At 33.5% G+C, this 17,211-nt stretch carries 9 protein-coding genes and 1 other annotated feature; of the genes, 2 read left to right on the top strand and 7 right to left on the bottom strand.

Annotated features, from left to right (window positions below):
* Positions 1 to 50: 50 nt before the first annotated feature.
* On the top strand, positions 51 to 254 hold the full coding sequence (locus tag BMY82_RS08270; protein ID WP_071441617.1) for a transposon-encoded TnpW family protein: 204 nt from the start codon (positions 51 to 53) through the stop codon (positions 252 to 254).
* Positions 255 to 311: 57 nt separating this feature from the next.
* A complete protein-coding gene (locus BMY82_RS08265) occupies positions 312 to 1,964 on the top strand; it encodes a recombinase family protein (protein WP_091976083.1) in 1,653 nt (550 codons plus the stop codon).
* Between the two features lie 111 nt (positions 1,965 to 2,075).
* Here BMY82_RS08265 and proS read toward each other — a convergent pair whose 3' ends face one another.
* From proS to BMY82_RS08230, 7 genes are all read right to left on the bottom strand, one after another.
* Positions 2,076 to 3,521 carry a proline--tRNA ligase gene (proS, locus tag BMY82_RS08260; RefSeq protein WP_091976082.1) on the bottom strand — a complete coding sequence of 482 codons (1,446 nt, stop codon included), beginning with the start codon at positions 3,519 to 3,521 and terminating at the stop codon, positions 2,076 to 2,078.
* Between the two features lie 179 nt (positions 3,522 to 3,700).
* Positions 3,701 to 3,911 (bottom strand) — a binding site (T-box leader).
* 340 nt (positions 3,912 to 4,251) lie between these two features.
* Positions 4,252 to 5,337, bottom strand: coding sequence for a PIN/TRAM domain-containing protein (locus BMY82_RS08255; RefSeq protein ID WP_091976081.1), 1,086 nt, complete (start codon positions 5,335 to 5,337; stop codon positions 4,252 to 4,254).
* A 20-nt stretch (positions 5,338 to 5,357) separates the two neighbouring features.
* The gene (gene disA, locus BMY82_RS08250; protein ID WP_091976080.1) at positions 5,358 to 6,434 is read right to left on the bottom strand and encodes a DNA integrity scanning diadenylate cyclase DisA; all 1,077 of its coding nucleotides are present in this window, start codon (positions 6,432 to 6,434) and stop codon (positions 5,358 to 5,360) included.
* 3 nt (positions 6,435 to 6,437) lie between these two features.
* The gene (radA, locus tag BMY82_RS08245) at positions 6,438 to 7,814 is read right to left on the bottom strand and encodes a DNA repair protein RadA (RefSeq protein WP_091976079.1); all 1,377 of its coding nucleotides are present in this window, start codon (positions 7,812 to 7,814) and stop codon (positions 6,438 to 6,440) included.
* Positions 7,815 to 7,844: 30 nt separating this feature from the next.
* Complete coding sequence (locus tag BMY82_RS08240; RefSeq protein WP_091976078.1) at positions 7,845 to 10,325, bottom strand: ATP-dependent Clp protease ATP-binding subunit; 2,481 nt, start codon at positions 10,323 to 10,325, stop codon at positions 7,845 to 7,847.
* 451 nt (positions 10,326 to 10,776) lie between these two features.
* Positions 10,777 to 12,720, bottom strand: a complete 1,944-nt coding sequence (locus BMY82_RS08235; protein WP_091976077.1) for an elongation factor G — start codon at positions 12,718 to 12,720, stop codon at positions 10,777 to 10,779.
* Between the two features lie 419 nt (positions 12,721 to 13,139).
* Positions 13,140 to 16,580: a pyruvate carboxylase gene (locus BMY82_RS08230; RefSeq protein WP_091976076.1), complete on the bottom strand. Its 3,441-nt coding sequence runs from the start codon at positions 16,578 to 16,580 to the stop codon at positions 13,140 to 13,142.
* Positions 16,581 to 17,211: the final 631 nt, after the last annotated feature.

Genomic DNA, 17,211 nt, shown 5'->3' with positions numbered 1-17,211 from the left:
AATTCGGCTCAGTGCCAGTTCCATCAAAACATCGGACAGGAGGTCACGATATGGAAAATCAAAGTAACAGCCGCACAACCAAATCCGATATCGGAGGTACGGTCTATGTGGTGGAATCACGAGTAAGTGATTCAGCAAAGGAAAGTGCATATTCCAAGCTGAAACGACTGATTACAGTCAACGCAAAAAACCTTTCAAAGTTATCTGATAGTTCATATAAACCCACGGAAATCAACTCGACTTCTTCAAGGTAGTACGGTAATATACATAGTGCTAAACCGCTTGAAGACTGTCGGAAATGGAGGATAAAAATGAATAGACAGTCAACATTTAGCACTATACGTAAATCAACATTAGCATTTGAAGAAGCAAAAATTACTGCTCTTTACTGCAGGCTTTCCCGTGATGATGAGCTTGCAGGAGACAGCAACAGTATAGTAAACCAGAAGGCAATTCTAAAGAAATATGCTGAGGACAACGGTTTTCTCAACATCGAATTTTATGTTGATGATGGGGTCAGCGGTACAACTTTTGATAGACCAGGCTTTAACCGCATGATTGCAGATGTAGAGTCCGGTAGAATTGGAACGATTATCATTAAGGATATGTCCCGCTTCGGCAGGGATTACCTTAAAGTAGGATATTATACCGAGATTATGTTTCCTGAAGCAGATGTACGATTCATTGCTATTAACAACGGTATTGATAGTGCAAACCAAGCAGACAGTGACTTTACACCGTTTCTTAATATTATTAATGAATGGTACGCTAAAGATACTAGCAAGAAAATCCGTGCTGTGTTCAAATCCAAGGGACAGTCCGGTAAGCCGCTCTGCACCAATCCACCTTACGGTTATATTAAAGCCCCTGAAGATAAGTTGCACTGGATTATAGATGAGAAAGCCGCCGAAGTGGTCAGAGATATTTTCCGACTGTGCATGGCTGGCTTTGGACCCACGCAGATAGCAAAGCAACTTGAAAATCGATGCATTGATACACCTACGGTTCATCTTCGCAAAATGGGTATTAACACTCCAGCAAGACCACCTGAAAACCCATATGCTTGGTCAGCTCGTACCGTAGCAGATATTCTGGCTAAAATGGAATATCTAGGCCACACAGTGAATTTCAAGACTTCTAAAAAGTCATATAAGAGCAAAGTCAAGATATTGAACAATCCAGAAGATTGGCTGGTTTTCAAAAATACCCATGAAGCAATTATTGATGAGGGCACTTGGGAAACAGTGCAGAAAATCAGAGATGGCAAGCGAAGACCATCGCGATTAGGTGAAATGGGAATGCTTTCTGGCATAATGTTTTGTGCCGACTGTGGGGCAAAGCTGTATCAGGTTAGAGGCAAGGGATGGACACACGATAAGGAATATTTCGTTTGTGCGACTTACCGCAAGAAAAAGGGTATGTGCAGTTCACATCAGATACGCAATGTTGTAGTGGAACAGCTTTTGCTAGAAGACTTAAGACGTGTAACCTCCTTTGCCAAAGACCATGAACAGGAATTCATCCGTATAGTAATGAATAATTCAGAAAAGGAACTTGCCAAAGAACTCCGCCAAAGTCAAAAGGAATACGAACAAGCACAGACTCGCATTGCTGACATAGACAAAATCATTCGAAAGCTATATGAAGACAATGTGATGGGCAAAATTCCCGAAGAGCGTTTTTACAAGATGTCGGCTGAATATGAAGCCGAGCAGAAGGTACTGGAAGAAAGGATAACCAAATTAAAACATACTATTGATACAGCAAATGAACAGTCTCTAAATACCGACCGTTTTTTGGCACTGGTTAAAAAGTACACAGAAATTACAGAATTGGATGCAGAGATTATTCGAGAGTTCATTGACAAAATTATAGTATTCAAGGCTGAAAAGGTAGATGGCCGCAGAACCCAGCGGATTCAAATTTTCTATAACTGCATTGGTGCTATCGACTTACCAAAATAAACGAAAAAACGGCATAGCCGCAAATCTACGACTATGCCGAATTTTTCAGGAATTATAAATCCCTATCTGACCGCTCCTAATGGCTGCTTTTTCTCTATATTTATATGATTTTTAATATGCCTTAGCAAATATAACCATATTATCTGCTTTTTCTCCACTGTAGAAACAAGTGTCTCCTAGATCTTCCTGTTCAAATGGTATAACTCTTATAGTTGCACCAGTTAATTCTTTTATCTTAGCTTCGTTTTCAGCGTTGTTCTTCCACATAACCTTAGCGAATCCACGTTTGTTTTCTACTATGTCTACAAATTCATCCATATTCTTAGCTACATAAGTTCTTTCATCTCTGTACTTCTTAGCCTTATTGAACATATTTGTCTGTATATCTTCAAGAAGATTTTCAACTGTTTCAGCTATACCGTCAAGAGAGATAGCATCCTTTGTAAGCTCATCTCTTCTAAATGCAAGAGCCTGATTCTTTTCTATATCCTTTGGTCCTATTTCTATTCTTACTGGTATACCCTTCATTTCAGAGTCATTGAACTTGTATCCTGGGCTGTAGTTATCTCTATCATCTACATCTACTACTATTCCCTTTGCCTTCATTTCTTCTGCTATCTTATCTACTACTTCCATTACTCCGCCCTTATTTGCAGCTATTGGAACGATAACTACCTGTATTGGTGCCATCTTTGGAGGTAATACAAGACCTCTATTATCAGAGTGAACCATTATTAATCCACCTATTAGTCTAGTAGATATACCCCAAGAAGTATGGTATGGATGAGCAAGGTTTCCTTCTCTGTCTGAGTAAGTAATATCAAATGCCTTTGTAAAATGCTGTCCTAAGAAGTGAGATGTACCAGACTGAAGAGCCTTACCGTCATGCATCATAGCTTCTATTGTGTATGTAGCATCTGCACCAGCAAACTTTTCACTTTCAGACTTCTGACCAACTATTACTGGCATAGCCATTAAATCTTCAGCAACTAATCTATAAACTTCAAGCTGCTGTAAAGTTTCCTTCATAGCTTCTTCCTTTGTTTCATGAATTGTATGACCTTCCTGCCATAAGAATTCAGATGTTCTTAAGAATGGTCTAGTAGTCTTTTCCCATCTTACAACTGAGTTCCACTGATTGTATAGAAATGGAAGCTGTCTATAAGATGTTAACCACTTAGAGTACATTGTACATATTATTGTTTCAGAAGTAGGTCTTACTGCAAGTCTTTCTTCTAAAACCTTGTTTCCACCCTGAGTAACCCAAGCAACTTCTGGAGCAAAACCTTCAACGTGATCTGCTTCTTTATTTAAAAGACTTTCTGGTATTAACATTGGGAAGTATACATTCTTGTGTCCACCCTTTTTAAATAGGTCATCAGCATAATCTCTTATCTTTTCCCATAATGCAAATCCATATGGTCTAATTACCATAAATCCCTTTATTGGTGCATAATCAACTAGTTCTGTCTTTGTTATTACATCAGTATACCACTGAGCAAAATCATCTTCCATTGGTGTGATTTCTTCAACAAATTGCTTATTATTTTTCGCCATTTCTAATTCCTCCTAAATCTTTGTTACCTTCTTGTCATGCAAAATTTCAATATTCGATATTTTCACGACATTGACCTTAAATATATTTTAAACAGCCTTGAAGGACTGAAAGCTTTTTAAATTCATAGAAATTAAATCTGTGAATTGGAAAACTGAATTAAAAAAAGCCCTTCATCTCCAAAAGAGACGAAAGGCTGTTAGTTTCCGCGGTACCACTCTTATTAGCTAATAAAATAGCTCGCTCGATAGAATATAACGGTTCTCAACCGTGAGAGTTATTAACCCCTCATGCTAAAAGGCTGGTTCACAAGATTTGATATAGAATCTCTCAGCACCGATTCTTCTCTGTAATATCTTTTCAAGCTACTATTCCTTCATCATCGCTTATATTTAAAGTATAATGACATAATATAATATTTAATTTAAATTGTCAATAGTAAAACATTAAACAAATTCATTTATCCTATACAGTAAAATCAGTAATAGCTAAAAACTATTTGGCAATATTATTTAAAGCATACTGAAAGTCAATTCTTAACTTAATCTTATAGATTTCAATTTAAAAAAGAGTCCTATCAGTAACAAATTTATTGCAAATATAAATATCCATTGCTGTGAATCTAGGATCTATCTAAATAAGTCCAATAAATAAAAATAAAATAATCGTCAATAATTCCTACCATGCTAGTATGCTGCCGCTAATATACATTTCCTTATGTTCACTAAATGTCTACTTTATTTTTGCAAATATCATTCTTCCTGCTGGTGTCTGAAGAATTGATGTTACTACTACAGTCTTAGTTTCTCCTATATTATTCTTACCATTTTCTACAACTATCATTGTTCCATCATCAAGATATGCAATACCCTGCTGATTTTCTTTTCCTTCTTTGACAATTGTTACTACCATTTCTTCTCCAGGTATGGCAATAGGCTTAACTGCATTTGCAAGTTCATTTATATTCAGTACCTCTACTCCTCTTACCTGAGCAACCTTATTAAGATTGTAGTCATTGGTTACTACCTTACCGTTTAATACTGATGCCAGCTTTAAAAGTTTTATATCTACCTCTGCTATATTTGCAAAATCTTGATTTGTAACTTCAACTTCTATATGACCATCTTCTTGAATAGTGTTTAATATATCTAAACCTCTTCTTCCTCTTACTCTTTTTAGATCATCTGCTGAATCTGCAATATGTCTTAGCTCATCAAGTACAAACTGTGGTACAACCAATTTTCCTTCAAGAAAACCTGTTCTGCATATATCTGCTATTCTTCCATCTATAATTACTGATGTATCCAAAACCTTAGGTGGTATACTTTTTTTTACCTGCTTGGACTTTTCTGCGTCCCTTTCTTTCTTTTCACCTGCTGTCTTAAATTTCAATAAGCCTACTATTTCATCTTTACTTCTAATTCCAATTCTAACTCCTATAAGACCTAGCACTATGTAGGCGATTATAGAAAGTACTGGTCCAATAACATACACCTTTTCAAGCTGACTGCTTATAAGGAATGCTATTAAAAAACCTATCAAAAGTCCTATTGAACCTAATATAATATCAACCTGTGAATATCTCGAAATTTCCTTGTCAAACTTCTTTCCGAGATTTTTCATCTTTTCACTTATTCTTGGTTCTGCAATAAATAATATAAGACCAGCTACTGCTCCTATTCCTATACCTACTCCATACCCGTATACCTTATTGCCAAATTGAAGTATTTCAAATGGCTTCATTAAAGATATATAAAGGGTTGCAGTTATAGCAAAACCTAATAAAGCGAAAAAGAATCTCCTTATTTTCTTTAACATACTTTTTCCCTGCCTTCCAATTAAATTAGCCTATCTAAGACAGCTAGTTTCTTCATTTTTATAAGTCCATTTCTAATATACGTAGCTCTAATTTCACCTATTCCCTCGACTTCATCAAGTTCCTCTATTGATGCTGATAAAATAGCCTGAAAGCTACCAAAATATTCTATAAGATTATATATAATTCCTTGTGGTAATTTATGTATTTTACTAAGAAGTCTATATCCCCTAGGAGATGTAGGTTTGTCAAGATTCTCATTATATCCAGAAAATCCCATTATCTTAGCTATCTTTGTTAAATCAACTAGTTCTTCATTAGAAAGACTGCTCAACTTTTTCTTGAACGTTTCCTTACTTAAATCATCTAAAACGTAATCATTAATTATAAAGTCCTGTTCGTCCTTCGTTCTTCCTATCAATTGTTCATACTGATTTCTAATTAGAAATCCTTCTTCTCCAAGAGCTAATAGATACATTTCCATTGTATTTGTTACTCTTAGAACCATTTCAACCTTAGACATTGCAAATACAACATCATAGATTGTAACCATATCAGCAAACTCCAGTGCATTTAGATTAAGCACTGCTTGTTCCTGAGATAACTTTGCCTTCTCCAGCGTTTGAAATGCTTGATTTGCTTTTGAAAACAAAGTAGTAGTATCTTCCACTACATACTTTTTACTTCCTTTGTAAACTGTAATAATAGACCTTCTCTGAGATATTGCTATTACCGTTGCTCCCGTTTGTTTCGCAACTCTCTCTGCTGTTCTATGTCTTGTCCCTGTTTCTGTTGTTGAAACATCTTTTTTGGGCATAAGTTGTGTATTAGCAAATCTTATTTTCTCAATATTCTCATCTAAAACTATTGCTCCATCCATCTTTGATAACTCATATAAAGATGAAGGAGTATATTCTGCATTAAGTTCAAAGCCACCGTCTACTAGAGATAAAATTTCTTCATTATCTCCTATTACAATAAGTCCTCCTGTTCCAGCCATCAAAACATTATCAAGCCCTTTTCTTAAAGGAGCTCCAGGCGAAGTTAATTTGAGAATGTCATTCCATTCTTCATGCTCAAATATATCAAGAATGCCCATTTTTTACCCTCCTAAAACTTCATCTATTGCCTGTCTTAAATTCCTTACTGCCACTACTTCTATCTTATAATCTTTCTTAAATTCATCGATGTAGTTTCCTGCGGGAATTATCATCTTTTTAAATCCAAGTTTTTCACACTCGATAATTCTTTTTTCTATAAAACTTACAGTTCTAACTTCTCCAGTAAGACCTATTTCACCAGTGACAGCAACATTTGCATCTACTGGTCTATTTTTAAAACTAGATGCTATTGCCAATGCTATCCCCAAGTCCATAGAAGGTTCATTTGTCTTTAAGCCACCTACAATATTTACAAATACATCTTGATTCTGTATTTGCATACCTACAACTTTCTCAAGAACCGCAAGTATTAGGGCAACTCTATTATTGTCTACTCCTGTTGTAGTTCTTCTAGGATATCCAAAATTTGTAGGAGCTAGCAGTGCCTGAAGTTCTAAAAGCATTGACCTTGTTCCTTCTAATGTTGATACTATTACAGAGCCAGATACGTCTTTAGGCTTTTCTGATATAAGAACTTTTGATGGATTGACTAATTCACACAAACCATCGCTCTTCATTTCAAATACCCCTAGCTCATTTGTAGATCCAAATCTATTTTTTACGGCTCTTAAAATTCTGTAGGTATTGTACCTTTCTCCCTCAAAATAAAGTACTGTATCAACCATATGTTCTAAAACTCTCGGTCCTGCAAGAGCACCTTCCTTTGTAACGTGCCCCACTATAAATGTAGTTATTCTATTCCCTTTGGAAAGTTTCATAAACTTTGATGTCGATTCTTTAATCTGGCTTACCGTTCCCGGTGCAGAATTTATTTCTGGATCAACTACAGTTTGAATAGAATCTACTATTATTACTGCAGGTTTCATTTCCAAAGCTACCAACTCAATTGCTGCAAGGTTATTCTCTGTATATATGTACAGATTTTCAGAATTGGCATTTAACCTTTTAGCCCTTAATTTTATCTGATTTTCATTTTCTTCTCCTGAAACATATAGAACTTTTCTTCCTGATTCTGCTATGTTATTTGAAACCTGTAATAGAAGAGTTGACTTTCCTATTCCCGGATCTCCACCTACCAGTATAAGAGAACCTGGAATAACACCACTTCCTAGAACTCTATCAAGTTCAGATATATTTGTTGAAAATCTTTCCTCTCTATCAGTTGATATAGAGTTTATTTTTGTAACCTTTGCAGAATTTTTTGAAATGGAAGATATTGATTGATTTTTACCTGTCTTTTTTTCTTCTACTTCTTCCAAAAATGTATTCCACTGTAAACATTCAGGGCATTTGCCTAACCACTTGGGATTTACATATCCACAGTTCTGACACACATACTTAGTCTTAACCTTTGCCATGAATTTTAACAACACCCCCTTAAATTAACCTTAATACTTTTTGAAGTCTATCTCTCCATCTGAAACATAGGCAAGTACCCTATCTCCAATGCCTATAGTTTTCTTTAAAATAGCTTCACTCATTTTATTTGTAAGTCTATGTTGTATAATTCTTTTTACCAGCCTTGCTCCCTGATTAATTTCAGCTGCATAGTCTGCTATATATTTATAGACTGATTCACTTATTTCTAATTCTATTCCTATACTTTTTGCTCTATCGATTAATGATTTTGATAGAATTACTACAATTTTTTCAAAATCTGTCTTTCTTAAATTCCTAAATACAACTATTTCATCTATTCTATTTAGAAGTTCCTGTGAAAAATAGGATTGAACATCATTTAAAGTTCTTTCTCTAATCCTTTTGTCTTCTCTATCTAAATCCTCTTCTGTAATGGCTGCTTTTGAAGTTGCAAAACCCACATTATTCTCACTAATAGTTTTATATCCTATATTTGAAGTCATAATCACAATTGTATTTTTGAAATCTACAGTTCTTCCCTTAGAATCCGTAAGAATGCCCTCATCTAAAATCTGAAGAAGAACATTAGATACATCTTTGTGTGCCTTTTCCATTTCGTCAAAAAGTACTACAGAATATGGATGAAATCTAACTTTTTCTGTAAGGTATCCTCCATCTTCATGACCTACATATCCTGGAGGAGAACCTATAATCTTTGAAACTGAATGTTTTTCCATATACTCTGACATATCTAGCCTTATAAAGTTTTCTTCGCCTTCAAACATAGCTTCTGCTATTACCTTTGAAAGTTCAGTTTTTCCAACACCAGGTGGTCCAACAAATAAGAATGAACCAATAGGTCTATTAGGGTCTTGTATCCCTGTTCTAGATCTTCTTATAGCTCTTGCAATTACTTTTTCTGCATGATCTTGACCGACTATTGTTTCGCGTAAGACATTTTCTAGATTTAGCAATTTTTCAGCTTCTTCTTCCATTATTTTATTTATAGGAATACCTGTCCACATCTCAACTATCTCCGCAACAACCTCACCATTAACTATATTCTTGTTATACATTTGCTTGTTCCAAAGTATTCTTTCTCTTTCTATACTTTTCATCAAATCTTTTTTCTGTGCTTGAATATTTAATGCCTCTTCAAAATTTTCCTCTGCTATTACTTGAGCAAGCTCTTTCTCAAGCCTCGATTCAAGATCTTCTAGCTCATTAATATTACTAGGAATAAATCTTACCTTTAATTTTACTCTAGAGCAAGATTTATCTATCAAATCTATTGCCTTATCTGGAAGTTGCCTATCTGCGACATACCTTATCGAAAGATCCACTGCCTTTTCAATTGCCTCATCAGTTATCTTTACTCCATGATAATCCTCGTATTTGTCTCTAATACCTTTTAAAATATATATACTTGTATCCCTATCTGGCTCTGCTACTTGGACAATTTGAAATCTTCTTTCTAAAGCTGGGTCTTTTTCTATGTACTTTCTATATTCATCCATAGTTGTAGCCCCTATAATTTGTATATCTCCTCTGCTTAAAGCTGGCTTCAAAATATCTGCGGCATTTATGCTTCCATTTTCACCTGTTGAGCCTGCTCCCACAAGAGTATGTATTTCATCTATAAATAATAATACTCTACTTCCACTGGATGATATTTCATCTATAATTCCCTGAAGCCTCTCTTCAAATTCGCCTCTGTATTTTGTACCCGCCACCAAAGATCCAACTTCTATTGAATACATCTTCTGATGAAAAAGCTCTTCCTTGCTGTTTTCCATAAGGGCTATACCCCTAGCTATACCTTCTACAATAGCAGTTTTTCCAACACCTGGCTCACCAATCAACATTGGATTATTCTTTTTTCTTCTATTCAAAATCTGCATTATTCTATTTATTTCTTCATTTCTTCCTAAAAGGGGATCTACATTATTTTCAACTACATACTTTATCATATTGATTCCATACTTATTAAGCATTGGGAGTTCTTCTGAACTAAGCTTCTCTTCTGCCTCATTTGCAATATATGTTCTTAATTGCTTTTCTTTCTTATTCTCTTTTTCAAAAACAAGACTCTTTAGAGTAGATATGTCTATATTTTTTCTATTTAATATGATATTTGCTACACAATCATCTTCCTCAGTAATAGCAAGAAGTAAATGTTCTGAAGTAATAAAGTTCGTATGATAATTATTAGCTATTCTAGCTGCATTTCCAAGTATATCTTTCATTCTTGGGCTTATTCCTCTATTTTCCACTGCTTCTTCCTTGGGAGCATATTTACTATCCATCAATATTGACCTTAATTCATCTTCTATATCTTCTTTTTTAAGTCCCATATTATTTAAAACTGTATACGCTACACCATCTTCAAGGTCTAACATAGCCCATAGAATCTGACCACTTCCTGTAATCTCATATCCATTTTTTGAAGAGAAATTATCTGCTATTTCAAATATTTTATTTACTCTTTTTGTATATCTATTAAATCTCATAATAAACCCTCCAATGCAAAATCCATGCTTTCATCTGCTTTTATATTTAAATATATTAAATTTGGAGCAGCTATTTTTTATAAATCTATAAAGTTATACACTTTATATTATATCACATCTTAATCATCTATATTAAAATTATTTGACATTATTAAGACAATTCAAACATTTTTTCTGGCAAATTCTTTCTTAAATGTTTTCTTATTATTTTTCTTCAAGCTTTTAATATCAATCTTTTCACCAATTTCCTATTATAGTTTATAACTATATATTATAGCTTTTGAATATATTTTTCTACTCTTATTTACAGTATTCTGAAAATACAAACAAATCAAAAGCAGCCGAAATTCGGCTGCTTTCTAATACAATGAAGTCTTTTAGGAATTCATCTTTTTCTATTTTGACCTTCCAGTATAAGGCTTCTAAAAAATAACTTTATGTTATACAAATACTACTTATCTTCATCATTTTTTATAGCTTCTTTTATAATCTTTTCTTGATAAGAAGCTGGTACTTCTTCATAACTTTCAAATTCACTTTCAAATATACCTCTTCCTTGAGTCATAGCTTTCAAGTCTATTGCATATTTAAATATCTCACCTTGTGGAGCAAGAGCTTCTATTATCTGCTTGCCCTTTCCATTAGATTCCATACCTAATATTCTTCCTCTTCTCTTATTCAAATCACCCATTACATCTCCCATATATTCTTCAGGAACTGTAATTGTCATCTTCATTATCGGTTCAAGTAAGACTGGCTCTGCCAATTCCATTCCCTTTTTGAAAGCTATTGAAGATGCCATCTTAAATGCCATTTCTGAAGAGTCTACATCGTGATAAGAACCATCATATAAAACAGCCTTTATATGAGTTACTGGATATCCTGCTAAAACTCCCTTTTCCATAGAGTCTTTTAATCCCTTCTCTACTGCTGGTACATATGACTTAGGAACAGAACCACCAAACAATTCTTCACTAAACTCAAAATCGTCTTCACTTCTTGAGAATCTAATTTTAACGTGACCATACTGTCCATGACCCCCTGACTGTTTCTTATGTTTTCCTTCTACATCAGATTTACCTTTTATTGTCTCTCTGTATGCAACCTTTATATCATGAAGATCTACATCTAGACCAAACTTGTCCTTCATCTTATCAAGAAGATTTCTAATATGAAGATCTCCCTGTCCTCCTATTAAAGCTTGTCTAGTTTCATTATTTCTATAGTAATCTAAAGTTGGATCTTCTCCAACAAGCTTGATCACTGTACTTGCCATTTTCTCCTCGTCTTTTTTATTTTTAGGTGTAATTGCATAGTATATCTGTGGTTTAGGGAATACAATTTCTATATCAGCTTCAAATTCTTGATTCTTTGAAAGCTTATCTCCAGTAGCTATCTCAGGAACCTTTGTAACTACAATTATATCTCCTGCATATGCCTTTTCTAATTCAATAAGCTCTCCACCTCTTATAGTATATACATTGGCTATCCTACACTTATTTCCTGTTCTTATATTTATAAGCTCAGTATCTTTAGATATCTGACCTTGAGTAATCTTTATATATGAAATTTTACCAACAAATGGGTCTATGAAAGTCTTAAATACCATTCCATTAAATGGAGCATCTTCTTCTACATAAGATGGATCTATATAATTTTCAAGTGAATCCAGTATCTCCTTTGTTCCTATGTTATTAATTGTAGAACCTGAAATTACAGGTATAATATCTCCTCTTTTAATTCCTATTGTGATACCATTTCTCTTTTCTTCCTGTGTAAGCTCTTCACCTTCAAAGAATTTTTCAAGATAATTGTCATCTGTTTCTGCAATTAATTCCATCAATGCATTATATGCTTTTTCTGCCTGTTCTCTAAATTCTTCATTTAGACCATCATAATCCTCAAATACATTATGTAGCTTTACAAATTTTCCATCCTTAAATTCCGGAGAAATCATCGGAACAATTTTATTTTCAAACTTAGCATCTAACATTTCAATAACGTCCTTATATCTTGCCTTTTCGTTATCGATTTTATTGATAAACATTATCTTAGGAATACCTTCTGTCAGCTCAAGGGCTTTTTCAGTTCCTACTTGCATAGGGTCGGTAGCGTCAATTACTATTATAGCTGCATCACTAGCAGATAAAGCTGAAATTATATCGCCTGTAAAATCTGTATAACCTGGAGTATCTATAAAATTAAATTTATAACCTTCGTACTCAACAGGCATTAGACTCATGCTATAAGTCATCTGCACATTATTACTACTTAACTTAGGAATCTTGTTAACGTTTGCAACATGAGCGATAGTTTCTAATAGATTAGTCTTACCGCAACCACTGTGTCCTAAAACTGCAATATTTCTTATCTTTTCACTATTATAGACTTTCATATGAGCACCTACCTTTATTTTATTATTGGATTTAACTATATACTATACTTCTAACTCTTAGAAATACATATCTTTTTTAATTATTTTTAACAAAGTTTTCAAATCCAACCAAGAAAACTGGAAAATTCAAAAAATTTCCTCTATTTGATTTTCATTATAAACTTAATTGTCAAAAAAGTCAATCTTATCTTGGATTAGCATATTTTTTTAGATATTTATAAAAGTAAAATATTTTTTCCCTAATTTACATTGTCTTATAGCCCTATAAATACCTTTTAAAAAGTATATTATTCGCTCTATAAAAAGAATAAGAAGATGCCTAAGCACCTTCTTATTCAACAGTAAAATATTATTTTATATTGTCTAAATCCCTTTTAAATTATTTTAATAAATTTATCAAACTAATTACTGAATAAAGCTTACTCATTTATTTCAAGCTGTATTAGTAATTGCTTGTCTATAACCATATCATTGTTGGCAACCTTAATAGATTTAACCTTACCTGCTGCCTTGGCAACGATATTAGTTTCCATCTTCATAGCTTCGATTACTATTAATGGCTGATTTTCTTCAACTACGTCGCCTTCTTTTACAAGAATCTTAGCAACCTTACCTGGTATACTTGCACCTATTTGGTTAGGATCATTCATATCTGCCTTTTCAACATTTACGACCTTACCTGCATAGTTTCTATCCATAATTTCAACATCTCTCATCATTCCGTTAAGTTCAAATGTAAGAGTTCTCATACCGTCTTCTTTTGCTTCACCTATATCTGCAAGCTTAATTGTAAGTACCTTACCTTCTTCTATTTCAACTTCAAACTCTTGACCGATATTTAATCCATAGAAGAATACATCACTTTCAAGCTTACTTACATCACGATATTCCTTGAAGTGACTAATATAATCATCGAATACCTTTGGATATAAAGCATAGCTTATAAGTTGCTTGTTTGAAGGCTCCTTTATTCCTAAAGAAGTCTGTAGATGTTCTCTAATTGCATCAAAATCTTCATCTGGAAGCAGTGAACCTGGTCTTACTGTAATAGCTTCTTCTCCCTTTAAAACAACTTCCTGTAATTCCTTAGGAACACCGCCCATAGGCTGTCCTATCATACCCTTACAGTAGTCTACTAAAGAATCTGGGAATGACAGATTCTTTCCTTCTTCTATAATGTTTTCTTCTGTAAGATTATTCTTAGTCATAAATATTGCAAGGTCACCTACTACCTTAGAAGATGGAGTAACCTTTATTATATCTCCAACGATATTATTTGCCTTCTTGTAATTTTCCTTAACTTCTTCAAATCTGTTTACTAGACCTAAACTATCTGCCTGTGGTTTAAGGTTTGTATACTGACCTCCTGGAATTTCAAATCCGTATATTTCAGCATTTGAATTTTTAAGATCACTTTCAAACTTATAGTAAACTTTTCTTAGATCCCTGTAATACTTACCTAGTTCATTATAACCAAAAGTATCAATTTCTGGGTCTCTCTTTGTGTGTTTTAACGCTTCTATAACAGCATTTAAAGATGGTTGTGATGTGATTCCAGCCATTGATTCAAGAGCTGCATCCACTATATCTACACCAGCTTCTGAGGCCATTAACAGAGTAGCTACACCATTACCACTTGTATCGTGTGTATGAAGATGTATCGGTGCCTTAACATTTTCCTTCAACGCCTTTATAAGTTCATACGCTGCATATGGCTTTAATAGTCCCGCCATATCCTTTATTCCTATAATATCTGAACCAGCTGCTTCAAGTTCTCTAGCCATATTTACATAGTAATCTATTGTATACTTTGACTTGTCATGATCAAGAACATCTCCTGTATAACACATTGCAGACTCAACGATCTTTCCTGTTTCCTGAGCAACTGCTATTGACTGTTTCATATTTTCAACCCAGTTAAGTGAGTCGAATATTCTAAATACATCTATTCCAGAATCTGCACTTTCCTTTATGAAAGCCTTAATTACATTATCTGGATAGTTTTTGTATCCTACTGCATTAGAAGCTCTTAGTAGCATCTGGAAATTGATACTTGGAATAGCTTCTCTTAGTTCCTGAAGTCTTATCCATGGAGATTCCTTTAGGAATCTGTATGCAACGTCAAAAGTAGCTCCACCCCACATTTCAAGTGAGAACATATCCTTCTGATAATGCTCAGTTGCTTCAGCTATATTCATCAAATCATAAGTTCTAAATCTTGTAGCAAGAAGTGACTGATGAGCATCTCTCATTGTAGTATCTGTAAATAAAAGCTTCTTTTCATTTCTAATATCTTCAATGTAGGCTTCCTTACCAAGTCTTAAAAGCTTATCCCTGCTTCCTTCTACCTGCTTAACTTCTCTAATTCTAGGTTCATATATAGCGTCGAAAGATTTTCTGCTCTTACACTTATTTTCATTGACAACTACATCTCCTACGAATTTTAGTATCTTAGTTCCTCTATCTTTACTTTCAACTATATCAAATAACTGTGGATTTTCGTCAATAAAGTTTGTACTACATTCACCTGCTATAAACTTAGGGTCAAGGAGAACATTAACTAAAAATCCTACATTAGTCTTAACTCCTCTAACTCTCATCTCTTTTATTGATCTTACCATCTTTCTAATAGTACCTTCAAAAGTTCTATCATATGCTATAGTTTTTACAAGTAAAGAGTCATAATATGGACTAATTGTAGCTCCAGTAAATCCATTACCACCATCTAGTCTTATACCAGCACCTGAACCAGATCTATAAACCTGTATCTTACCTGTATCTGGCATAAAATTCTTCTTAGGATCTTCTGTTGTTATTCTACACTGTATAGCATATCCTCTTACAGTAATATCTTCCTGCCCCTTGATATCTATTTCTGGATCACTTAGTTTGTGTCCTTCTGCTATAAGTATCTGACTCTGAACTATATCTATTCCTGTAACCTGTTCAGTAACAGTATGTTCAACCTGAACTCTAGTGTTCATTTCTATAAAATAGTGATTTCCATGTTTATCAACTAGAAATTCAAGAGTACCTGCACTTGAATAACCAACATGCTTAGCTATCTTAACGGCATCATCACATATTTTAGCTCTTATTTCTTCTGGAAGAGAAAATGCAGGTGCGTGCTCTATAATCTTCTGATGTCTTCTCTGAACAGAGCAATCTCTTTCATATAAATGAACAATATTTCCGTACTTATCACCTAAAACCTGCACTTCTATATGCTTAGGATCTTCAATATACTTTTCTATAAATATAAGGTCTTCACCAAATGCCTTTCTTGATTCACTTCTTGCATTTTCAAATTCTACTTCAAGATCTTTCTCATGGCGAACAATTCTCATACCTCTTCCGCCACCACCATTAGAAGCCTTTACCATTACTGGATAACCAATTTCTTTAGCAACTTCACGAGCTTCTTTAATAGTCTTTAAAGATCTTTCAACTCCTGGTATAGTAGGAACGTCAGCTGCATGTGCAACAAGTTTTGAATTAATCTTGTCACCTAATTGCTCCATTATATCAGAACTTGGTCCTATAAAAGTAATTCCATTTTCTTCACATTTTCTTGCAAATTCAGCATTTTCAGACAAAAATCCATATCCAGGATGTATTGCATCTACTTTCTTTCTTTTTGCAAGAGATATTATACCATCTATATCAAGATATGCATCTACTGGTCCCTTTCCTTCGCCTATAAGATAAGACTCATCTGCTTTTGTTCTAAATAACCCATACTTATCTTCTTCACTGTAGATACCAACGCTTCTTATCTGCAGTTCCGCACAGGCTCTAAAAATTCTAATCGCTATTTCGCCTCTGTTGGCTACTAGCACTTTGTTAAACTTTTTAAGCATATATTACCCTCCACTTTATTCTTTTACTTAGTGTATCTATTATATCTCAATATGACTTTATTTTGAATATCTTTAGTGAAATAAATTATAAAATAATGAATTCTTTATTTTTTTCTAATAACAATCGGCTTTTATCTGTAAATTTGCAACTCTTTTTAAGTAACTTTCATTTTTTTATAGACTAAAAGCCTTAAAAAACAATTTTTATTATACCTATTTTACATGAAATTGTTATTTTTATAATTATTAAAAATACAACTCAACTACAATAAGACTATATAACACAGTACATTTTTACAAAAATAAAAAACAAAAAAATTTAATTTTAGATCTAAAAAAATAAACTTATACAATAGTTTAAAATATGCAACTTTATTATAACAATGATGCTTACAAATTCAATTCTTTAAATTTTCTAATTATATTACAAGAACAATCCTACTAGCTAGATAAACTCAAATATAATATTTTAAATATTAGCTATTAAATACACATACTTTGGAGTACTATTTCTCTAAGCATTGATTTCTGTATATTTCAGATATATATTAAAACACATATCTTGGATTTACTTTTCTTTTATTTCTAGAATAGATACGTTAAAATACACATACTTTGGAGTACTATTTCT

The sequence above is a fragment of the Peptostreptococcus russellii genome (assembly GCF_900110295.1).
Classification (GTDB): domain Bacteria; phylum Bacillota; class Clostridia; order Peptostreptococcales; family Peptostreptococcaceae; genus Peptostreptococcus; species Peptostreptococcus russellii_A.
Note: the sequence above shows the minus strand (reverse complement) of the source record. Positions and strands in the feature narration are given on the sequence as shown.

Coding starts and splice junctions, on each gene's coding strand:
- BMY82_RS08270 (WP_071441617.1), top strand. CDS start 51: ATGGAAAATCAAAGTAACAGCCGCACAACCAAATCCGATATCGGAGGT.
- BMY82_RS08235 (WP_091976077.1), bottom strand. CDS start 12,720: ATGAAAGTCTATAATAGTGAAAAGATAAGAAATATTGCAGTTTTAGGA.
- proS (WP_091976082.1), bottom strand. CDS start 3,521: ATGGCGAAAAATAATAAGCAATTTGTTGAAGAAATCACACCAATGGAA.
- BMY82_RS08255 (WP_091976081.1), bottom strand. CDS start 5,337: ATGTTAAAGAAAATAAGGAGATTCTTTTTCGCTTTATTAGGTTTTGCT.
- BMY82_RS08240 (WP_091976078.1), bottom strand. CDS start 10,325: ATGAGATTTAATAGATATACAAAAAGAGTAAATAAAATATTTGAAATA.
- radA (WP_091976079.1), bottom strand. CDS start 7,814: ATGGCAAAGGTTAAGACTAAGTATGTGTGTCAGAACTGTGGATATGTA.
- BMY82_RS08230 (WP_091976076.1), bottom strand. CDS start 16,580: ATGCTTAAAAAGTTTAACAAAGTGCTAGTAGCCAACAGAGGCGAAATA.
- BMY82_RS08265 (WP_091976083.1), top strand. CDS start 312: ATGAATAGACAGTCAACATTTAGCACTATACGTAAATCAACATTAGCA.
- disA (WP_091976080.1), bottom strand. CDS start 6,434: ATGGGCATTCTTGATATATTTGAGCATGAAGAATGGAATGACATTCTC.